The sequence below is a fragment of the Streptomyces sp. NPDC058678 genome (assembly GCF_042714835.1).
GTDB lineage: Bacteria > Actinomycetota > Actinomycetes > Streptomycetales > Streptomycetaceae > Streptomyces.
In genome coordinates this window covers 1-19,566 of sequence record NZ_JBHXSG010000042.1, presented here as the reverse complement: position 1 = coordinate 19,566, position 19,566 = coordinate 1, and the positions used below count along the sequence as shown (strand labels likewise).

At 70.5% G+C, this 19,566-nt stretch carries 19 protein-coding genes and 1 pseudogene; 10 read left to right on the top strand and 10 right to left on the bottom strand.

The genetic code is table 11. The features are described 5' to 3' along the window. Positions 1–360: 360 nt before the first annotated feature. From ACFWWR_RS31530 to ACFWWR_RS31510, 5 genes are all read right to left on the bottom strand, one after another. Entirely contained in the window at positions 361–2,454 is a 2,094-nt protein-coding gene (locus tag ACFWWR_RS31530; protein WP_384306779.1) for a tetratricopeptide repeat protein, read from the bottom strand. Between the two features lie 261 nt (positions 2,455–2,715). Beyond that, positions 2,716–3,300 carry a dihydrofolate reductase family protein gene (locus ACFWWR_RS31525; protein ID WP_383860142.1) on the bottom strand — a complete coding sequence of 195 codons (585 nt, stop codon included), beginning with the start codon at positions 3,298–3,300 and terminating at the stop codon, positions 2,716–2,718. A gap of 31 nt (positions 3,301–3,331) precedes the next feature. Next, positions 3,332–3,751, bottom strand: a complete 420-nt coding sequence (locus ACFWWR_RS31520; RefSeq protein ID WP_383860286.1) for a hypothetical protein — start codon at positions 3,749–3,751, stop codon at positions 3,332–3,334. 202 nt (positions 3,752–3,953) lie between these two features. Continuing rightward, positions 3,954–5,729, bottom strand: coding sequence for an ABC transporter permease subunit (locus ACFWWR_RS31515; RefSeq protein WP_384306776.1), 1,776 nt, complete (start codon positions 5,727–5,729; stop codon positions 3,954–3,956). Between the two features lie 6 nt (positions 5,730–5,735). Then, positions 5,736–7,256, bottom strand: a complete 1,521-nt coding sequence (locus tag ACFWWR_RS31510; protein WP_384306773.1) for an ABC transporter substrate-binding protein — start codon at positions 7,254–7,256, stop codon at positions 5,736–5,738. Positions 7,257–7,588: 332 nt separating this feature from the next. On the opposite strand from ACFWWR_RS31510, the gene ACFWWR_RS31505 reads away from it, so the two are divergent. Continuing rightward, the gene (locus ACFWWR_RS31505; protein WP_383860133.1) at positions 7,589–7,885 is read left to right on the top strand and encodes a hypothetical protein; all 297 of its coding nucleotides are present in this window, start codon (positions 7,589–7,591) and stop codon (positions 7,883–7,885) included. A 171-nt stretch (positions 7,886–8,056) separates the two neighbouring features. Here ACFWWR_RS31505 and ACFWWR_RS31500 read toward each other — a convergent pair whose 3' ends face one another. The 4 genes from ACFWWR_RS31500 to ACFWWR_RS31485 all read right to left on the bottom strand — a co-directional run bounded on the left by ACFWWR_RS31500 (position 8,057) and on the right by ACFWWR_RS31485 (position 10,858). Further along, positions 8,057–8,695, bottom strand: a complete 639-nt coding sequence (locus ACFWWR_RS31500; protein ID WP_383860130.1) for an NAD(P)-dependent oxidoreductase — start codon at positions 8,693–8,695, stop codon at positions 8,057–8,059. 68 nt (positions 8,696–8,763) lie between these two features. Continuing rightward, the gene (locus ACFWWR_RS31495; protein WP_383860127.1) at positions 8,764–9,135 is read right to left on the bottom strand and encodes a DoxX family protein; all 372 of its coding nucleotides are present in this window, start codon (positions 9,133–9,135) and stop codon (positions 8,764–8,766) included. A 76-nt stretch (positions 9,136–9,211) separates the two neighbouring features. Further along, positions 9,212–9,892 carry an SDR family NAD(P)-dependent oxidoreductase gene (locus tag ACFWWR_RS31490; RefSeq protein ID WP_383860124.1) on the bottom strand — a complete coding sequence of 227 codons (681 nt, stop codon included), beginning with the start codon at positions 9,890–9,892 and terminating at the stop codon, positions 9,212–9,214. A gap of 27 nt (positions 9,893–9,919) precedes the next feature. Next, entirely contained in the window at positions 9,920–10,858 is a 939-nt protein-coding gene (locus ACFWWR_RS31485; RefSeq protein ID WP_383860120.1) for an NADP-dependent oxidoreductase, read from the bottom strand. Between the two features lie 100 nt (positions 10,859–10,958). Between ACFWWR_RS31485 and ACFWWR_RS31480 the strand changes: the two genes are divergently transcribed. Next, a complete protein-coding gene (locus ACFWWR_RS31480; RefSeq protein WP_383860117.1) occupies positions 10,959–11,648 on the top strand; it encodes a TetR/AcrR family transcriptional regulator in 690 nt (229 codons plus the stop codon). 295 nt (positions 11,649–11,943) lie between these two features. On the opposite strand, the gene ACFWWR_RS31475 is transcribed toward ACFWWR_RS31480, so the two are convergent. Further along, entirely contained in the window at positions 11,944–12,300 is a 357-nt protein-coding gene (locus tag ACFWWR_RS31475) for a hypothetical protein (protein ID WP_383860114.1), read from the bottom strand. Positions 12,301–12,648: 348 nt separating this feature from the next. On the opposite strand from ACFWWR_RS31475, the pseudogene ACFWWR_RS31470 reads away from it, so the two are divergent. The 8 genes and pseudogenes from ACFWWR_RS31470 to ACFWWR_RS31435 form a co-directional block, all read left to right on the top strand. Further along, positions 12,649–14,018: pseudogene (locus tag ACFWWR_RS31470) on the top strand (MFS transporter). A 201-nt stretch (positions 14,019–14,219) separates the two neighbouring features. Further along, entirely contained in the window at positions 14,220–14,393 is a 174-nt protein-coding gene (locus ACFWWR_RS31465) for an AsnC family protein (RefSeq protein WP_383860111.1), read from the top strand. Next, positions 14,390–15,196, top strand: coding sequence for an Lrp/AsnC family transcriptional regulator (locus tag ACFWWR_RS31460; protein WP_383860109.1), 807 nt, complete (start codon positions 14,390–14,392; stop codon positions 15,194–15,196). Before ACFWWR_RS31465 ends, ACFWWR_RS31460 begins: the two co-directional genes overlap by 4 nt. 270 nt (positions 15,197–15,466) lie before the next feature. Further along, entirely contained in the window at positions 15,467–16,216 is a 750-nt protein-coding gene (locus tag ACFWWR_RS31455) for an SDR family oxidoreductase (RefSeq protein ID WP_384306771.1), read from the top strand. Between the two features lie 319 nt (positions 16,217–16,535). Next, positions 16,536–17,372 (top strand): helix-turn-helix transcriptional regulator, encoded by an 837-nt coding sequence (locus tag ACFWWR_RS31450; RefSeq protein WP_384306768.1) that lies wholly within the window; start codon positions 16,536–16,538, stop codon positions 17,370–17,372. Positions 17,373–17,625: 253 nt separating this feature from the next. Continuing rightward, positions 17,626–18,219, top strand: a complete 594-nt coding sequence (locus ACFWWR_RS31445; protein WP_383860101.1) for a TetR/AcrR family transcriptional regulator — start codon at positions 17,626–17,628, stop codon at positions 18,217–18,219. A 105-nt stretch (positions 18,220–18,324) separates the two neighbouring features. Next, positions 18,325–19,065 (top strand): NADPH-dependent F420 reductase, encoded by a 741-nt coding sequence (locus ACFWWR_RS31440; protein WP_383860098.1) that lies wholly within the window; start codon positions 18,325–18,327, stop codon positions 19,063–19,065. 238 nt (positions 19,066–19,303) lie between these two features. Beyond that, the coding region (locus ACFWWR_RS31435; RefSeq protein ID WP_384306765.1) for a nitroreductase family protein at positions 19,304–19,566 on the top strand (263 nt) is incomplete at its 3' end.

The following is a 19,566-nucleotide window of genomic DNA, read 5'->3' as shown; positions in this document are numbered from 1 at the left end:
CGCTCTGGTGTGCTCGCCTCCCACCTTGCATGTCGTGTACCTGAGGGAACAGGGGGTGGCCTGTCACGGGATTGCGACACCTGGTCCGGCCCGCGCAACGACGGAAGCCGGGTCCCCGGGCGCGTCAGTGGTGGTGGCCGTGCCGGCCGACGGTCTCCGCGGGGGGTTCGCGCCGGGGCGGGGCATTGCGGCACGGGGCGACTGGTCGGGCGCCAGACACAGTTCCAGATCGATGAAGCAGTACCGTCTTCTCGTGCGCTGAGCCGCCGACCGCTGCACCAGCGCACCACTGCTTGCACCACTCCGGCACCTTGCCTTGCCCACGAAGCGCTTGCCACGGGCGTCCCCGGCGCAGGGCGTTCAAGGAAGTTGGGCAAGAAGGTGCCTGGCGAAGTGCAGATGGCGGTGACCGGGTTCGAGGACCTGTTCGGCGGTGTGCAGCACGCTGAGTGCCTCGGCGCGGGCCTGCTCAATGCGTCCCGCGCCGGCAAGTGCCTGCACCCAGTCCAGGCGACTGCGGATGACGTGGGGGTGTTCTGCCTCCAGCAGGCGGATGCGGTCTTCGATGAGGGAGGCGAAACATGCCTGGGCCTCGTCATGGCGGCCGGCACGGGCGGCGAGGGTGGCTAGGCTGCTGCGGATGGCCAGCGTGTGCGGGGCATCGGCCCCGAGGCGGGTGATGGCTTCGTCCAGCAGGGTGTGCATGTGCCGTTCGGATTCTCCGATCGTGTCAGAGCGGATGGAGAACCAGATGCAGCTGCGCTTGGTGGCGATGATCTGCTGGTGGTCGTCTGGATGGTGCTGTTCGCGGTCCGCAAGCAGAGCCCGGAAATGTTGCGCGGCGCCGCTGGTGTCGCCGCTCTGGCCGGTGAAGTAGGCCAGTTGGTGGCGGGCGTCGAGTACGTCGGGGTGCGCTTGCTCCAACAGGGCCTGGGCTTGGGCAACGATGTTGCGGAACATCCGCACCGCCTGGTGTGCGGCCCCGGCCTCTCCGGTGAAGAAGGCCGCCTGGTGCCGGGCCGTGAGTGCGAAGAGGGGATCGTTACCGGGCCGCTGGGCGATGCGGTGCAGGCGCGCAGCGGCTTCGCGGGGGCGTCCGCTGTCGCCCAGGGCAAGCGCGAGGGGAAGTTCTGCTTCGGCTACGGCTCCTTCGTGGGCCCGCGTCAGCGCGGTGATCGCGCGTCGCAGCCGGGCTTGCTGATGGGCAACGAGCCCGAGGTCGTAGGCGTCTTCCGGACCGACCGTTGCAATGAGTGAAGCCCACAGGTGGTCCGGGAGGGGACCGAGATTGGGGGTGTTGAGCAGGTAGTCGAAGGCCTGGTATCGGCTGTTGCTGTCCTGGATGAGAAGCCCGCTGGTGGCCAGCGCCGGCGTGCAGGCCCACTGGAAGGCTGCGTCGATCGCCTCCGGGCGGAGGTCGGAGCCCCCGCGTGCGGCCAGGTAGGGCTCGTGCAGCAGTTCCAGCAGTTCCCGTGTCACCCCGCTGCGCAGGCCGGCGCGGCGGCAGTCGACGGCCGCCGTGACCAGGGCGGCGGCGCGCGGATTGGTGCCCGGTGCCCAGGCGTTCTCCCATGCCGCCATCAGTTCCGGTCCTGCCGCGATGGTTTCCGCGATGCCGAACCGGTCGCAGGAGTGCAGGGCGGCCGCGATGCGCGCGTCGCCGATGTGAGCGGTGGCGCGCCGGCACTCGCCCGCGGACCAGCGTCGGGACAACCGGATCACTGCCGCTTCCTGGAGCACCTCGCGCTGCGTACGCCAGGCATCACGATCAGAACCGGTCAGGCGGCTCTCCTCACGGGCCTCGAAGCGCCGGTACTCCTCCACGCGCATGGTGGCGAGGACGACATGGCCCCCTCCACCGTCGAGAAGCGCTCGCAGCAGCGTCACGGTGATGCCGTCCCAGCCCAGATAGTTCTCCAGGTCATCCAGCCACAGCACAGCCCGGCGGTAGCTGCGTGCGCAGACCACCGCCTGGGGGACGGCAGCCCGCGTGCGGGGGGCGACAAAGCGGTAGGACGCGAAATGAGCGCGTGCCACCTCATAGCCGAGACGGGACTTGCCGGCTGCGGACTCGCCCACCAGCAGCACAAAGCGCGTCTCCAGCAGCCTGCGTACGACCTCCTGCTCTGCGTCTCTGGCAACGTAGGGCGGCGCTGCCCCGCCCTCAGCGGCTCGCACACCCGCCGCTTCGGGCCTGCTGACCTGGCGCGCCCGGGGAATACGTCCCTGGGCGTCGCGCAAGAGGTCCGTCTCCTCACGGCTGCGCCGCCGTGGCCGAAAGAGGTCGGCTGTCAGCCCGTACACGGCGGTCACGGCAGCACCGACACCCGCCGCCCACGGACCGGACAACCAGGTGATGGCTGCTGCGATGGCCACACAGCCGGTGATGACCACCGTAAGAAAGCCGAACAGCCCGTGCAGAGGCTGCTCACCGCGCCGCAAGAGCCCAGACATGCGGCCTCCCCGATATCCCCCGATAGGGGCATTTTCATGAAAGGCGCGGCGTTGTCGAGAGGGCAGGAACACCTTTCAGCCGGTCTGTCAGAGATCGGCGAAAATACGCGGGAGCATCCCGGCAAGCGGCGTGGCTGAGCTGGTCTGTACGCGCCAAGGGCGCCCCGAGCCCCGCGTGATCGACTCCGGCACCGGTCGGCATGTCCGTCAGCGGGAACTTCCGGTCAGGTTCGGCTGAGGGGGTGGGGTGCATGGGCGGACTCAGACATGCAGGGTGGGCCGGTAGATGAGCTCTTGGATGTGGCCGTCGAGCGTCCGGCTCTCGATCAGCTCGAGGTCGAAGTCGGCCGCACCCTGGAAGATCGGCTCCATCCCGGTCCGACCGGTGATCACAGGGAAGAGCGTCACCTGGACGCGGTCGACCAGACCGGCGGCCATCAGAGCCCGGTTCATCGACAGGCTGCCGTGCGAGCGCAGCGGCACCTCGGACTCCTTCTTGAGCCGAGCGACGACGTCGACAGCGTCACCCCTCACGAGGGTCGCGTCCGGCCAGTCGAGGGGTCCTTCGAGTGTCGTCGACACCACCGTCGTCGGCAGACTCCGCATCCGGGTGACCCATGGGTCACGCACCTCGGACTCCTCGGTGCTCGAGGCCAGCATCAGCGCGAACGCCCGATACGTGTTGGCCCCGAAGACCATCCGCTGCGCCTGCCCGTACAGGCCGAGGCGGTGGTCGAGGAGCTCGGGGCCTTGCTTGCCCCAGTAGCCGCCCCAGTCGCCGCTGCTGTTGTACGAGCCGTAGCCGTCGAGGCTGCAAAAAACGTCGAAGGTGTAGGTAGCGGTCATGATGCTCTCCTCGAGTGCGGTTGCTCGTGTGTCAGAGATACAGACTGGCAACCACGGCGAGACTCATCTGCTCGCTCGGGAAGTTGTTCGGGGTGCAGAACAGTGCTGCGGGCGGTGGCAGCGGCTGGCGTGCTCCCGCACCGGTACCGGCTGCCGGAACTGCTGATTTTGGACGAGCCGACATCGCAGATGGACCCGCGCGGTGAACACCGGATAGTGGAGTAGATCGAAAGCGTTGACGCCGATCCCGCGTCGAAGCCCTTGTCGTAGTACTGCGGCGCAGGGAGCGCAGCGAGTAGTCGAGGAGCTGGTAGGCGGTGTCGACGTGGGACGCGCCCTTGGGGATGCTGAAGCCGGAGAACTGGCGGCGGGCACCGTCGAGTTGGGCCGCGACCGGGATGCCCTGCTTCGCCAGATCGGCGAGCCGGCCGTGACAGACGGTGGGCATCATCACCTCCTCGCGGCTGAGGAGCACGCCGGGGGGCGGGCCGCTGTCCCAGAAGTCTTGACGTCGGACCGCAGTCGGCTCAGCACTTTGCAGCGCCACCGGCCCCAGGTCCAGATCTCCCCGGCACTGATCGCGCCGCCCGGGCGTGCACCTCTGCCACCAGGAGCCGGGGCGGCGACCGCCGATTCAGTCGGCCGCGCCGACCTCATAGGTGGGCTGCTCGTCGGGCGCCGCTCCGGCCCGCGGCAGTACCGGATACGGCCAGAACGGAAAGCAGGACGAGCGCGCACCCTGGACCGAGTACGGTCCAGGGCGCCAGTTCCACGTACGGCTGGTTCTCCGACAGAAGGCGGCCCCATTCCGCGGTGGGCGGCTGCTCACCCAGACCGAGGAAGCCGAGGGAGGCCAGCACGAGGACGGTGGTGGGCAGGCGCAGGAGGGCGTTGCGCACGACGGCGGGCAGCACAGCGGGCAGCAGGTGATGGCGGAGCAGATATCCCGGGCCGGCGCCGAAGGAGAGGGACGCGAGCATATGGCCGCTGGCTCGTTCCTGTTCGAGCAGGGCCGCGGCCTGTGCGGCGTAGGGGGTCCAGCCGACCAGGCAGACCGCACCCGCGGCACCCCACACGGACGGGCCGCCGGTCACCGCGGTCGCCAGCATGCCGGCAAGGACTGCCGGGAGGGTCGACACCGCCTCCGTCAGGCCCGCCCCCACCTGAGCCGCCATGCCCAGCAACAGCCCGGTGACGGTGCACACCGCCGTCACCGCAAGGGCCACGCCCACGGTACGGAGCGCCCCGTGGCCCAGCCGGGCCAGGAGATCACGGCCGAGCGCATCCGTGCCCAACGGATGTGCCGACGAGGGCGACAGCAGCCGTGCCGCCGTGTCGACGTGCAGGGGATCTCGGAGCAGCCCGGCGACGACCATGGTGAGCAGCGCGGCGGCGCAGGCTCCGGCGACCCAGTGGCTGCGACGGCTCCGCGGGAGGGCCGGCGGGTGCAGGGCGGGCAGGGCCCCGTCCCGCAGAGCGGGGCCGAGCAGAGCCCGACGCAGGGCCTGGATGAGAAGACCGGCGGTGGTGCCGAGCAGGACCAGGACGAGGGCGGCGGTCTGCAGGGGCGGAAGGTCCTGGGCGATGGCGGCGTCCAGGGCGAGGCGGCCGAGGCCCGGAATGTTGAAGATCTTCTCCACCGCGACGGCACCGCCGACCAACGACACGACGGTCGGCAGGAGTTGCGGGAGCACGCCGGCCAACGTGCGACGCAGCGCATGCCGGGCGATGCGGCCCGGCGCGAACCCGTGGGCCCACCAGGTGCGCGCCCACGGCTCGTGGAAGGCGGCGGGCAGGGCCTGGTCGAGCAGGCCGCCGATCATCGCCCCCGACGGCACCCCGAGGGCGAGGGCGGGCAGCACCATCGACGACGGTCCCTCCCACCCGCTGGACGGGAACCAGCCCAGCCACACTCCGCCCACGGTGGCGAGCAGGGAGGCGAGCAGGAACTTGGGCAGCGCGGCCAGGACGGCGGCCCCGGTGGCCCCTCTCCCCCGGCGCAGCCGCCGCCGAGAACCGAGATACAGCGTGCGGGCACTGACCAGAGCGGCCACCGCGAGCGTGACCACCAGCGCGCCGAGCATCAGCGTGAAGGAAACCGCGAAGGCGGCCGTCACCTGGGGCAGGACCGCTTCGCCGGACACCCAGGAGGTACCCGCGTCGCCGCCGAGCAGCCCGCCCAGCCAGTGCGCGAGGTGTGTGAACGGCCCGTCGTCCAGACCTAGTTGCTCACGGACGGCGGCAAGCTGGGCCGGGGTCGGGTCCTGGTCGGCCGAGCGGGCCCGCAGGACCGTCAGCGCGGGGTCGTTCCCGGACAGCCAGGGCAGCAGGGCGACGGCCGCCAGCAGCGCGGCCCCGGCCACGAGGCGACCGAGGCCCGCGCGCCACCGGCCCGGGCCGGCATCTCCACCGACCGATCCGACGCTCACTTGCCGCTACTTCAGGCGGGTGTCGACGTCGATCAGGGAGCGCTCGCGAGGATCGAGGAGCACACCCTCGACCTCGGGGGCGATTCCCTGGACGACCTTCTCGTGGACCAGGGGTACGACGGCGTCGGTGCGCAGGATCGCCGCCTCGGCCGACATGATCTTCCGCTGTCGCTTCGCCGTGTCGCTCTCCTCGGCGGCGGACTTGACGGCCTGGTCGACCTTGGCGTCCTTCAGTCGGGCGATGTTGTACACGCCGTCGCTCGTGTAGTCGCTCGCCAGATACGCGACCGCGTCGCCGGTGTCGAGGAGCGTCACCCGGGAGAAGACGAGGGCGTCGTACTTGCCGGCGAGGAGATCGGCCTCCATCTGCGTGTATTCCCGTACGTCCTGCTGCACGGTGAACCCGGCCTTCTCCAGTTGCTGCTGCAGGACGGTGGCGGCCTCGGGCAGTTCCGCGCGGTTGGTGTAGGTGGCCAGGCGCAGTGTCCGGCCCTTCGTCTTCGACCTGGCCTGTGCCGTGGTCGCGGCCTTGGCGCGGCCGGTGACCGTGACGCGCTCGCCGGCCGCCCAGGGCACGGCCGGACCGAACAGGCCCTGTGCGGGGTCGGCGTACCCGCCGAAGACCGAGTCGACGAGCGCCGACCCGTCCACGGCCGCACGGGCCGCCGCGCGCAGCGCCGGGTCGGTGAAGAGGCCACTGCCGGTGTTGAGGACGAGGCTGTCGCTCCGTACGGACGGCACTTCGTGTCGGGTCTTGTCGTCCAGCAGCTTCGCCTGGGCGGTGGGGATCCACTCGGCGATGTCCACGTCACCGCCGCGCAGGGCGTTGGCGCGGGCGGTGCCGTCGGCGATCCAGGTCACGTCGATGCCGGGCGCCTTGGCCTTGCCGCCCCAGTAGCCGTCGTAGCGGTCCAGTGTGGCCTTGGTCTTGCCGGTCAGCTTCGTGATCTCGAAGGGGCCCGCTCCGGTGCCGACCGGGCTGACCGTGCCGTCCTTGCGGTACGCCTTGGGGGCGAGGATGGCGAGCGCAGGACTGGCGAGCCGCAGCGGGAGTACCGGGTCGGGGCTCTTCGTGGTGATCGTGACGGTGTCGGTGTCCCCGGCCTTCGCCGTGAGCGTCACGTCGCTCAATACTCGGGGCTTGGGCTCGGCGGCTTCGGCGTGGTCGAGGGCGTTGACGACGGACTCGGCGGTCACCTCGGTGCCGTCCTGGAAATCGGCTTTGCGCAGCTCGAAGGTCCAGGTGGTGTCGTCGGTCTGCTTCCAGGACTTCGCCAGCGCGGGCGTGGCGGCACCGCTCCTGCCCAGCGCGGTGAGTCCTTCGGCCACGGACAGCTTGCTCAGCACGGTGGCGTCATTGCTGTACGGCGACAGCGCCTGCACCGGCGGCACCGCGAGAGCGACCCGCAGCCTGCCCGCCGCCCCCTCCTGCCTGCCCGAGCCGCCCTGTCCGGACACGAAGCAGCCGGCCAGCAGCGGGGTGAGGGCGAGCGCCACGAAGAGACCGCGGGAGGAGGTCGTACGCATGGGGGTCCTGTCACGCGGGAGAAGGTGGCCTGGTCCCCTGACCGCAAGATCGGGTGAAGGGGCCGCGCCAGCATATAAGGCAAGCCTTACCTGATCTACCTCGGTAGGTGAAGGCTCAACCAGTGAGATCAAACCGTGACGCGGCCACATCGGGCCGTCCCGGCCCAGAAGAGGGGTCGACGGCAGCCGAGGCCGATGGCTCTGCCATGGCGTTGTCGGGCTCACCGTCACCCAGGCGATCCTCGGCACCTCCGGGACAAGGGCGAGAAGGCCGGGGAGGCCTCACCCGGCGAACGCACCGGGCACCTGCTGCACCCGCTGTCCGCTTCTGTGTGCCCCTGTTCGCGCTGTTCGACGCGGGAGTCAGCATCTCCGACAACGCGCTGCGTAAGGTGTCCACCACCCCGAACCCCTCGGCGTGGTCATCGGCCTGGTGGCGCGCAGCCCTGTCGGTCCTCGCATGGTGGGCGGTCGTCACCCTCACGCTGTGGCTGCTGGGCGAGCCCTCCGACCAGCCCGCGCAGCTCGCCCCGTGCGCTGCGTCAGCCGCTGTGCCGGTTGCGATCGGAGAAACCGGCGGCTGGCTGCGACGTCGTGCGCGCGCCCGCCTGCGAGAAACGCGCTGCTGAAAGGCCACCCCGCACGAGCGTCATCCCAGCACCGAAAGACTCGCCGACGAGAATTTCATGGCCCCCAGCACGTCTCGGAGGGCCTGTGCTGGGTCCGTGGCGGCCGTCGGGCAGGCGGGGTGTTGCCGAACGAGTAGTCGCCGAGTTCGAGGTCATGGCGGGTTTCTGGCTTCAGTTGCTGATGGTGGGCATGGCTCTCCGGTAGCGGGTGTCGGTGAGCTGGGAGACGAGGAAGGCGGCGATGTCGGCGCGGCTCATCGCGGAGCCGACCTTGTCGTGGCCCAGGAACCCGGAGCGGACGTGGCCGGTGGCGGGCTTGTTCGTCGGGTTGGTGATGCGGGCGATGGTGTAGTCGAGACCGGAGCCGGTGACGGCCTCGGTCATGCCCTTGAGCTCGGCCAGCGCGTTGGGGAACATCAGCCCGGCCATGACGGGCAGCACCTTGTGCTTCCAGTGCGGCTTGTCCTTCGGATCGGCCAGTGAGGGCGTGGCCAGGCCGATGAAGCGGGCCACCTTCTGCGCCTCCATGGCCTGCACGATGGCGCGGGTTGCGTCGGTCACCGGGGTGCCGGTCGTGGACCGATTCAGGGACGGGCCGAGCGCGCTGATCACAGCTTCCGCGCCGCTGACGGCCTGTTCGACGGCATCGCGGTCGGACAGCTGCCCGGTGATGGCCGTGAGGTGGGAGTGGGTGAGGGCGAGCTTGGCGGGGGTGCGGACCAGGGCGGTGACCTGGTGGCCGTCGTCCAGGAGTTGCTGGACGACGAGGCGGCCGATGCCGCCGGTCGCGCCGAAGACGGTGACACGCATCAGGGGTGGTTCCTCGCGGTGGCGGTCAGAAGGAAGGTGGTCAGGAGGACGGTCATAAGGAGGGCGGGTCAGAAGCTGTAGGGCCCGAAGCGGCCCCAGGCCACCAGGGCGGCCAGGATCAGCAGGACGGCGTTGAAGGCGATCGCGCCGGGTTCCCTGCGGCGGGCGTGGGTGATCGCGGCCAGCACCATCACCACGACCAGGCCGGTCGCGGCCAGCGGAGTCAGCACGGGGGCGATGCCGGTGGCCGCGGGCAGGATCAGCCCGAGCGCGGCGGCGAATTCCACGATGCCGATGAAGCGGACGGTGGCCTGGGAGAAGTCGGCCGTCCAGGGCAGTTGGCCGACCAGCTTGTCCTTGGGCTGGGTGGACTTCACGACCCCGGCCATGGCGAACATGGCGGCCAGCACGGCCTGCACGATCCACAAGAGGACGTTCACGTACGGATTCCTTGTCAGAGGGGACGGGGCAGGGAGGGAGCAGACGCCCCCACCCGGGAGCGGATGGGCCGGGCGGTCAGGCGTTGAAGACGGCCTCGGCACAGTCGCGGTTTTCGTGCAACTCCCAGTACAGGGGGGCGATCTGCTCGGGCGTGGCCGTCGGGAAGCCCTCCGGTCCGCCCCCGCCGATCCACACGTTGATCGCCACGTGGGCTGCGTGCACACCGCTGCCGGCCAGCTCCTTGTCCAGGTTGATGACCCAGTTGCGCAGGGCCGCGCCGGCGGCGTTGACGTTGCCGAGCATGGGGACGGGATCCACCGACCCGCCGCCGGTGGTGAACAGCAGGGTCCCGGCGCCCGCCTCGCGCATCGCGGGCAGCACCGCGCGGGCGGCGGCGACGGCGCCGTAGAAGATGTACTCGATCTGCGGCTGCAGATCGTCCACCGTGGCCTCCGAGGGGGCGGCCAGGGTGAGGCCGGGCACCGGGGAGTGCGGGGCCGGCGAGTACTCCAGTACGTCGATGCCGCCGAAGCGGGCTTTCACGGCGTCCAGCGCTGCGGTCAGGGAGGGCCGGTCCCGGACGTCGGCGGTGAATGCCTCGGCGTTGATGTCTTCCCGGCCGAGTTGGCCGACCAGCGTCTGCAGCTTCTCCTTGGTGCGGGAGATCAGGGCGACGTCGAAGCCGCGGCTGCCGAAGGTGCGGGCGATGGCCAGGCCCATACCGGGGCCGGCGCCGATGATGGCGATCGTGGGCACGGTCGTTCCTCATCCGTTGGATGTGGGTCAGGAGCAGGAGACGGTGATCTTGCCCGGGGTGCTGGCGCCGAAGGCGGCGAACGCCTCCGTGACCTGCTCCAGCGGGTAGGTGGCGGTGACCGGCACCCGCAGCGCGCCCGAGGCGACCTGCTCGGCCAGGGAGGTCAGGGTCCGGGCGTTGGGGTTGGCCATGATCGTGTGGACGGTGATGTCCTGGCCCTTGACGTCGTCCTGAGTCAGGCCGGTGGCGGAGGCGAGCTGTCCGCCCGGCCGCAGCAGACCCGCCAGCGCCGCGCCGTCACCCGCCAGGTGCAGCACCGCGTCCACGCCGTCCGGGGCGATCGCGCGGACCTGGGCCCGAAGGTCACCAGTGAAGTCGACCACGTGGATTCCGGCGTCGGTCAGGCCGGTGACGAAGTCGGTCTGTGTGCCGGGGCGGGCGGTCGCGATCACCTTCACGCCGCGGGCGGCGGCGAGCTGCACCGCCAGCGCGCCCACCCCGCCGGAGGCTCCCGAGATCAGCAGTGTCTCGCCCTCGGCCAGGGACACGACGTTCAGGCTCTCGAGGGCGGTCGTCCCGGCCACGGCCAGCGCGCCCGCGTCTTCCGCCTTCAAGCCCGCGGGGATGCGGGCGACGCCGTGCCCCGCGGGCACGGTGACGTACTCGGCCAGCGCCCCGGCGCCCAGGAACGGCTTCATCACCGCACCGAAGACCGCGTCACCGACCGTGAAGCCCTCCACGCCCTCACCGGCGGCCTCGACGGTGCCCGCGAAATCCTGGCCGAGCACCAAGGGGAACCGGTGCTCCATGAATGCTTGCGTGTAGCCGGCGGCGGTGGCGACGTCGATGCCGTTCAACGAGGCGACGGCCACCTTCACCAGCAGTTCCCCGGCACCCGCACTTGGAATGTCCACCTCGGTCACGGCCGGGGTCGAGGGAACGGATTCGAGCGTGACGGCGCGCATGACAGCATCCTTCGGTAAGTGAAACGGCCTCCCCGTTTCCACTGCCGCACAGCGTAACAACAGAAGTGGGGAACCTGTTCCACTTGGATAGAATGGGGGCATGACTTCTTCCGCAGTTCCCGGCGACACCCCGGACCAGCAGCCCGGAGCGGGGCTGCGCGCCGACGCCGAACGCAACCGCTGCCGCATCCTGGCCGCCGCCCGCAGCCTCTACGCCCGCGCCGGACTCGGCGTGTCCATGGCCTCCATCGCCCGCGAGGCCGGCGTCGGCCAAGCCACTCTCTCCCGCCGCTTCCCCACCAAGGACGACCTGGTCGCCGCCGTCTTCGCCGAGCGCATGGACGCCTACGCCGCCGCCGTCACCGTCGCCCTGGACGACCCCGACCCCTGGCACGGCTTCACCGGCTACCTCCACGCCGTCTGCGCCATGCAGGCCGCCGACCGCGGCTTCGCCGACGTCCTGACCATGACCTTCCCCGCCGCCAAGACCCTGGAGGCCCGCCGCGCCGAGGCATACGACCGGCTGCTCGACCTCATCACCCGCGCCAAGAACACCGGGCACCTGCGCGACGACTTCACCCACCAGGACGTCGTCATCCTGCTCATGGCCAACGCCGGCGTCGTCACCGCCACCGGCGACGCCGCCCCCGACACCTGGCGCCGCCTCGTGGCCCACATGATCCGCTCCTACGCCGCGCACGGCGCACCGATCCCCCCGCTGCCCGAAGCGCCGCCGCCCGCCGCCCTCTACCGCGCCATGGTCCGCCTCACCCGGGATACCGCCCTTTGAGCCTCAGCCCGCCGGGCGCCACCAGTGGGCCGTGGCGGTCCGGACGGGGCTCAAACAGTGGTGTCTCCGGCGAGGCGGAACGTCCAGCGGTAGAGCGGGCCTGGCGGGAGCGAGTGCGGTTCCAGGCCGCCGGGATGTCCGCGGGCGGGCGCGGCAGCCGACCGCAGCCGAGCAATGCCGTGGACCTGAACAGCTCGTGATCGTGCGCTGTTACGCGGCACCAGCAAACTGAGCCTGTCGGCGACGCAGGTGGCCCGCCGTGCGACCGGCGGGGCCACCTGCGTTTCCTGACCTCTTACCTGGTGGTGCGGTAGGCGCGGTGGATGGTCTGGGTCAGGGTGTTGCCGTCGGCGTCGGTGAGGGTGACGCGAAGCGAGACCGGGCCCGGCTTGGCGGGGCTGCGCAGCTTGAGCAGCTTGCCGTTCACGGCGGTGGTCTTCTGCCAGGTCCTGCCGTCGTCGTAGGAGACGGTGAAGGCCAGCTTGCGCAGCGTGGCGACCTTGGTGGCCGCGCCCTGGAGGGTGAAGGGCACGGTGAGGGTCGTACCGGCCTTGGCGGTACTGGCCGTCGACAGGCTGGGCGTGTAGCGGACGACCGTCAGCGGGAGCCGCTTCGGAGTGTCACCGGCCCTCCGGGACGGCCCCTCCCACACAAGGACTGATCATGACGACCTTTGTCTTTGCCGGCGCCGTCCCCGGGCCCGAATTCCAGCGCGGCCGGGACGGCTGCACCCGCCGCTCTGTCAGACCTTCGGGCAGGTCGGGTGATGCGACTGCTCACCCCGTCGGGCACCGCTGGTCGGCGCCGTCTTCGCAGTGCAGCGGAGGGAGCTGTTGACCGGAGTTTCTTTGCAGGGTCGGACTTCCTCCGGACCGAAGGCTCGGATGTCGGTTTTCCGGGATCCGGCGGTCGTGGCTGGCTTCGGCTCCCCGGCGGGGCGGAACGTTGCGGCGGAAGCTGGCCGATCACAGCGCCTGGCGCCTGAGGGAGAGAGTCTTTCGTGAACGTCACGACCACGGCGAACGCGCCGCAGGAGCGGCGGGTGCCCACACTCGTCATGGCCTGCGTCGGCGTGTTCGTCGCCTATCTGCCGGTGACCACCGTCGCGGCGAGCCTGCCCGCCATTCAGCGGGCGCTGGACACATCGACCTCGCAGCTGTCCTGGGTGAGCGTCGCGTTCGTTCTGCCCATGGCCGCGCTCATCCTCACCGCGGGCGTCTTCGGTGACGTGCACGGCCGCAAGAAGGTCTTCCAGGCCGGCCTGGCCTTCAGTGGTCTGGGTGCCCTGATCGCACTGTGCGCCCAGTCGATCGAGCCCCAGGCACGCGCCGACTGGACTGGCCCGGCCAGCTCACCTCCGCGCTGGCCATCACCGCTCTGGTCTACGGGATCACCGAGGGCGGCGCCAACTCCTTCACCGACGTCAAGGTGATGCTTGCCCTGTCCACCGCCGTAGTAGCGTCGGTCGTTTTCGTGCTGGCGGAGCGGCGCAGCTCCAGCCCGATGCTGGACCTGACACTGTTCCGCAGCCCCTCCTTCACCGCCACCGCGCTCATTGCCATGATCAGCTTTCTCGGGCTCATCGGGTTCTTCTTCGCCCTCAGCCTCTACTTCGGCATGGTCCAGCAGCTCAGCACCCTCGAATCGGCCTGGCGACTGCTGATGGTGTGCATAGTGACGCTGGTCCTCGGTGTCCCCATGGGGCGGCTGGTGCACCGGGTGTCTCCTCGGGTGCTGATTCCCGGCGGCCTGCTGCTCGCGGCGGTCTCGCTGCTGTCGCTGACCACGATCGGCGCCAATGCCTCGTTCGGTTCACTGGCCTGGCGGCTGGCCCTGCTCGGCCTGGGCGTGTCTTTCGTCATCACCCCGATGACCGCCACCGCCGTCAGTTCGGTGCCGTTCCACCAGGCCGGTATGGCCGCTGCCACCAACAACGCCTTCCGTCAGCTCGGCGCCGCCCTCGGCCCCGCTGTCCTGGGCGCGCTGCTGTCCTCTCGGGCCGTGGACGCTCTGCCCGGACATCTCACCGCCGCTGGGCTGGACGGGGCGACGGTCCGGCGCGTCACCGAGGCCGCGGACGCCGGCGGACTGAGTGCGGTCGGCGAGCTTCGCATGGGCGCGGACACCCCGCGTGTCCTAGGCGCCCTGTCGCAGGCGTTCATCGACGGTCTTCAGCTCTGCCTGGTCGTCGCGGCCGCCCTGACCTTGCTGGCCGCCGCGGTGGGATTCGTCCTGCTGCGCCGGCCGCAGCAGTCGGCCCCACCGGCCGCAGGCCCGGCTGCCTCCGTCAAAGGGGCGCGCACCCCCGACCTGCCCACCGCCGACACTCGGACGGCAGCCGGGCCGCAGTCACCCGCCGCCCCGCGGTGAGCGCCGGCCCCGCACCGAGGTGACACCAGACGTGCCGGCACGGCTCAGGAGCGGACAGCCACCGAGCCGGTACCGGCGCCGTCCGTGGGGACGGGCGCGGCGCCGCTCAGTGGCCTGGGACCGGACCCTTCCGGTCCCAGGCCACACGGCGCTGTTGTACGACGTGACGTGAACATCACCCGCTCGAAGCAGGAGCCATCGATGCAGTCCCCTTCGCCCGACGCGCTTGATCTGAAGCTGCTGCATGCGCTCCAGGTGGACGGGCGGGCGCCGTTCAGCCGTATCGCCGAGATCCTCGGAGTGTCCGACCAGACCGTCGCCCGCCGCTTCCGCAAACTGCGCGCCACCGCGGGACTCAGGATCGTCGGGGTATGACCGACGAGAGCCTGCTGGGCCGCCAGAGCTGGGTCGTCCGGCTGCGCTGCACTCCCGACGTGGCCGAACAACTCGCCACCGCGCTGGCCCGGCGCCCGGACACCTCGCACGTCGATCTCATCTCCGGCGGCACCGAAGTGGTGTGTGCCATGAGAGCCCGCAGCCGACCGGCCCGCGACGAGCTGCTCTTCGACCGTCTGCAACGCACGCCTCAGGTCATTTCGGTCAGCGCCCACTGCCTGCTGCACACCTTCTACGGCGGTCCCCTCGGCTGGCTCGACAAGACTCAGGCGCTCGAGCCAGACCAGGAGGCGGCACTGCGTCTCCCGTACAGCGAACAGGTAGCCGCCCCCATCGCTCTCGAAGGAGCGGACGAGGCGCTGCTCGCCGTGCTGCGGCGCGACGGCCGGGCAACCTTCAGCGAACTGCAGACCAGCACCGGCCAGTCGGAGTCCGCTGTCAAGCGGCGCCTGGAGCGTCTGCGCTCCACGGGCATCCTCTACTTCAAAGTGCAGCATGACCGCGAGTCCCTCGGACACGGCATCAGCGCGATGCTCTGGCTCACCGTCGCCCCCTCCGCACTCGACGCCGCCGGACGGAAGCTGGCAGAACACCACGAGGTCCGCTTCGCCGGCGCCACCACTGGCCAGGCCAACCTCCTCGCCACCGTCGCCACCTCGAGCACCAGCGAGCTCTACACATACCTCAACGAGAAGATCGGCGGCCTCGACGGCGTGCAGGCCGTGGAAACCGCCCTGACCCTGCGGCATGTCAAGCAGCTCACCCACGAGCCCAGCCGCTGACCGCCGATCGGCTACCAGGCGGCTGAGATCGCGCATGGACCCTTGCGTACGGAGCGACGGAGCGACCCGTGGTTGGGTGCTGCAGGGGTTCTCCTACCGGCGGCTCGCTACGCCCGGTCTGGAGGCGCTGACCGCCAGGGCGTCTTCTCCGGCTCAGCCAGGGACCGCCGATCCATGGATAAACCGTCCTCTCCCGCCCCTGCGCGGGCGCCCCTACGGTCGAGGCTGCGGGCGCTCACCGGCCCGCCGTAACCAAGGAGCGAGACCCCCATGAAGATGACCGGCAACACGATCCTGATCACCGGCGGAACCTCGGGCATCGGCCTCGGCCTGGCCCTGCGTCTGCACGAGGCCGGCAACAAGGTGATCGTCGCCGGCCGGCGCAAGGAACTCCTCGACGACATCACGGCCGAGCACCCGGGCATCAACGCGCTCGTCCTCGATGTCGCGGACCCCGACTCGATCGCCCAGGCCCGCGAGACCGTGGCGGCGAGCCACCCGGGGCTGAACATCCTGGTCAACAACGCCGGCATCATGCTGCGGGAGAACCTCCTCGACCCGGCCGAACTCCAGGTCGCCGAGGATCACGTCACGGTCAATCTGCTCGGCACGATCCGGATGACGTATGCCTTCCTGCCGCTGCTGGTGGGCAAGGACGACGCGGTCGTCGTGAACGTCACCTCCGCGCTGGCGTTCGTCCCATATCAGAGCACCCCGACCTACAGCGCGACCAAGGCCGCGCTGCACTCCTTCTCCGAGAGCCTGCGCATCCAGCTCGCCGGTGCCGACGCCGGCGTCCAGGTGATCGAGGTGGTCCCGCCCGCCGTGCGCACAACCCTGCTCGGCCAGCAGGACAACGAGCAATCCATGCCGTTGGACGACTTCCTCACCGAGGCCCTCGGCCTGCTGCGGGAGAAGCCCGACGCGAAGGAGATTGTCGTCGAGCGCGCAAGGTTCATCCGCGACGCGGTGGCCACCGGCTCCTACGACGACGTCCTCGCCATGATCGCCGGCAGCTGACCGACCTGTTGTTTCCGACGGGAAACAACAGCACGCGAGCGCCTCACACGACGAACCTCGTCGTATCGGCCAGGCCGGGCGACGAGGCCCGGGGCCCGTCCAAAGCGTCAGGCGTTCTCGACGGAGACCGTCGCCGCGGGCCTTCTTCCATGCCGACGGCCTGCGGCGTCCGCCGACAGCCGGCGAATTGCCCAGCGGGTCGCGCAGGGGCAGGTGATCGTCGGCCGTGTGAGCGGCTTCGCGCGGGTGGGAGAGCACTGCTCAGCCATGGACCGGCAGTCTCTGGATAGCCGGGCGGGATGCGGCGAGGATGGGTGGCATGGACAAGAAGGAACTGGCGGAATTCCTGCGCCACCGGCGTAAGATGCTGCGGCCCCGCGACGTCGGGCTGGTCGAGGGGCCGCGCAGGCGTACCCGAGGACTGCGCCGCGAGGAGGTCGCGCAGCTCGCCGGCATGTCCACCGACTACTACGCCCGGCTGGAACAGCAGCGGGCTCCGCAGCCCTCCGTCCAGATCACCGCGGCTCTCGCCCGGGCACTGCGGCTCACCCTGGACGAACGCGACCATCTCTTCGCCCTCATCGGCCACAACGCACCGGCCCGCTTCCACCGCTCCGAACACGTCAGCCCGACGCTGATGCGGGTCCTGGACCGCCTGGACGACTCCCCGGCCCTGGTAACGACCGACCTGGTCGACACCCTCGCGATGAACCCCTTGGCCGTCGCGCTGCTCGGCGACCAGACCCGCCACACCGGTCTGGCCAGTAGCGGCTACTACCGCTGGTTCATGGACCCGACCGAGCGTCTGGTGTATCCCGAGGAGACCCACGAAAGCCACGGCCGCGCCCAGGCAGCACGCCTGCGGGCCGCGCTGACAGCCGGCAGCGACACCCCCCGAGCCGCCCGTATCCTCGCCGAACTCCAGGAACACAGCCCCGAGTTCGTCCGCATGTGGGAACTTCAGGAGGTCGCCCGCTACGGCGACTGCAAGACCATCCTCCATCCCGAACTCGGCCGCATCGACGTCGACGCCCAGCTCCTGTACACCGAGAACCGCGCCCAGACCCTGGTGGTGCTGACCACCCGCCCCGGCACGGAGAGCCACAGCAAACTCGAACTGCTCTCCGTCATAGGGCACCAGCAGCTCACCCCCTGACGTCCTGGACCGGGACCGGGACCGGGCCGGGCTCGGCGCGGGAGGGGCCGGACAAGGGCACCCTGGAATGGTGCAGCCCGCACGGCTTGTGCCCTGCGCTCTACAGCCAAATATGTCGGCCCCCTGCGATGTCCGGGCTCCGCCCTCAGGCCGCCGGTTTGACCGGACGCTGCCTCCGCTTTACTCTCGAATGTGTACGGAGGCAGCATCCGTTTTGATGCGGGCCGCAGGATCACGGCAGGCAGGAGGGCGCATGAGCGCCGGTGAACAGCGGGGACGCAAGCCCCGCGCGGACGTTCAGCGCAACCGCGCGGCCCTCCTGGAGACCGCGCAGCGTCACTTCCTGCAGCACGGGGTCGGCACCTCCCTTGAGGCGGTGGCCAAGGAGGCGGGCGTCGGGCCCGGCACCCTGTACCGGCACTTCCCCACCCGGGAGGCGCTGCTGGCGGCTGTGCTGCAGACGCGTTCCGAGGAGCTGGTGGCCCGCCAGGCGGACATCGAGCAACTCGGTGACCCGGCCGAGGCGCTGGAGCAGTGGCTGCGGGCGATGGAGGAGTACTTCAGCGCCTTCAGCGGGCTGCCGGACCCGCTCATGGCCGCCGCCCGGGCCCAGGAGCCGGACAACCCGCTCACCATCCCCTGCCACATCCTCATCTCCGCCACCGATCAATACGTGCGAGCCGCGCAGCTCGCGGGCCGTGTGCGCGCGTCGGTGCGGGGGCACGACCTGTTCCTCGCGGCCTGCTCCGTTGCCTGGATCAAGGGCACCGGCACCGAGGAGGAGTCACTCGACCGGCTCCGCACGCTCATCGCGAGCGGCTACCGCCAGCAGGACACCCAGGCGTAAAACGCCAGACGCCGCGCCTCGCCCCAGCTAGGCCAGGTGGCACCACCACACGGCCATCACATCGCGCTGCCCTAAGGGGCGGCACAACCTTGCAAGGAACAAATCATGAAAATTACTGTCATAGGCGCCGGCGCCATCGGCGGGAACCTCGCTGCCAAGCTCAGCGCGGCCGGGCATGACGTCCAGGTGGCCGACGCCCGCGGCCCCGAGGCCGTCCGGGCGGAGGTGCTGGAGTCCGGGGCCCGCGCGGCGGACCTCTCCGACGCCGCCGTCCAGGGCAGGGACGTCATCGTCCTGTCGATCCCATTCGGGGTGGCGGGCCAGCTGGCGGACCTGTTCGCGTCGGTGCCCGACGAGACGGTGGTCATCGACACCTCGAACTACTACCCCGGCATGCTCAGCGAGCCGATCGAGGCGGTGGACAACGGCCAGGTGGAGAGCGTGTACACCGCCGAGCTGCTCGGCCGCCCCGTGGTCAAGGCGTGGAACGCCGCGCTGGCCGAAACCCAGCGGACCAAGGGTGTCCCGGCCGGAACGCCCGGCCGCCTCGCCATCCCCGTCGCTGGCGACTCCCAGGAGGCGCGGAAGATGGCCATGAGCCTGGTGGACGACACCGGCTTCGACCCCTACGACGCCGGCACGCTGGCCGACTCCTGGCGCCAGCAGCCGAACAGCCCCGCCTACTGCACCGAGCTGACCCTCGACGAGCTGCCGGCGGCCCTGGCCGCGGCCGACCGCGCCAAGGACGCGGCCATCCGCGACAGCCTCCCGGAACGCTTCGCCGCCCTCGGTGCCCATCCCACCGTCGACGACGTCGTCGAGATGAACCGCGCCGCCCACCGCTGAGTCACCCGACGCGGCTCTCGTGCACGCAACGGACACGAGAGCGGCAGCGCCGGCACGCCGCGAACGAAGACGAACACGAAGAGCACACAGTCCCCCGCGCTGCAGACTGCAGCTTCGGCACGCCGCTGCCTGCGAGCATCCGCAAGCCTGCCGGCACCCGCAGGGTGCGTCCGCAGCCGCGGCGGCCTCCGCGCAGCGCAGCATGGCAGATGACTGCGCGCCACGGAGAGGAACCGCCTTGCCCGGCACCGCATCACCCTTCACCGACATCGCACGCTCCCGCCGCTCCCCCCGGCAGTTCCTGCCCACCGCCCTGTCCCCTGCGGACATCCGCGGCGTGCTGGAAGACGCACAGACGGCCCCCTCGAACAGCAACACCCAGCCGTGGACGGTGCACGTCGTCTCAGGTGCGGCGCGGGACGCCCTGGGCAAAGAGCTGCTCCGGGCCGAGGAGGAGGGGCGGACCTCCCCGGATTTCACCGATGGCTACGGCGAGGGCCT

Bases quoted from the DNA above. Each gene is read 5' to 3' on its own strand.
- ACFWWR_RS31530 (WP_384306779.1), bottom strand. From the start codon at position 2,454: ATGTCTGGGCTCTTGCGGCGCGGTGAGCAGCCTCTGCACGGGCTGTTC.
- ACFWWR_RS31525 (WP_383860142.1), bottom strand. From the start codon at position 3,300: ATGACCGCTACCTACACCTTCGACGTTTTTTGCAGCCTCGACGGCTAC.
- ACFWWR_RS31520 (WP_383860286.1), bottom strand. From the start codon at position 3,751: ATGATGCCCACCGTCTGTCACGGCCGGCTCGCCGATCTGGCGAAGCAG.
- ACFWWR_RS31510 (WP_384306773.1), bottom strand. From the start codon at position 7,256: ATGCGTACGACCTCCTCCCGCGGTCTCTTCGTGGCGCTCGCCCTCACC.
- ACFWWR_RS31500 (WP_383860130.1), bottom strand. From the start codon at position 8,695: ATGCGTGTCACCGTCTTCGGCGCGACCGGCGGCATCGGCCGCCTCGTC.
- ACFWWR_RS31485 (WP_383860120.1), bottom strand. From the start codon at position 10,858: ATGCGCGCCGTCACGCTCGAATCCGTTCCCTCGACCCCGGCCGTGACC.
- ACFWWR_RS31480 (WP_383860117.1), top strand. From the start codon at position 10,959: ATGACTTCTTCCGCAGTTCCCGGCGACACCCCGGACCAGCAGCCCGGA.
- ACFWWR_RS31465 (WP_383860111.1), top strand. From the start codon at position 14,220: ATGCAGTCCCCTTCGCCCGACGCGCTTGATCTGAAGCTGCTGCATGCG.
- ACFWWR_RS31460 (WP_383860109.1), top strand. From the start codon at position 14,390: ATGACCGACGAGAGCCTGCTGGGCCGCCAGAGCTGGGTCGTCCGGCTG.
- ACFWWR_RS31455 (WP_384306771.1), top strand. From the start codon at position 15,467: ATGAAGATGACCGGCAACACGATCCTGATCACCGGCGGAACCTCGGGC.
- ACFWWR_RS31450 (WP_384306768.1), top strand. From the start codon at position 16,536: ATGGACAAGAAGGAACTGGCGGAATTCCTGCGCCACCGGCGTAAGATG.
- ACFWWR_RS31445 (WP_383860101.1), top strand. From the start codon at position 17,626: ATGAGCGCCGGTGAACAGCGGGGACGCAAGCCCCGCGCGGACGTTCAG.
- ACFWWR_RS31440 (WP_383860098.1), top strand. From the start codon at position 18,325: ATGAAAATTACTGTCATAGGCGCCGGCGCCATCGGCGGGAACCTCGCT.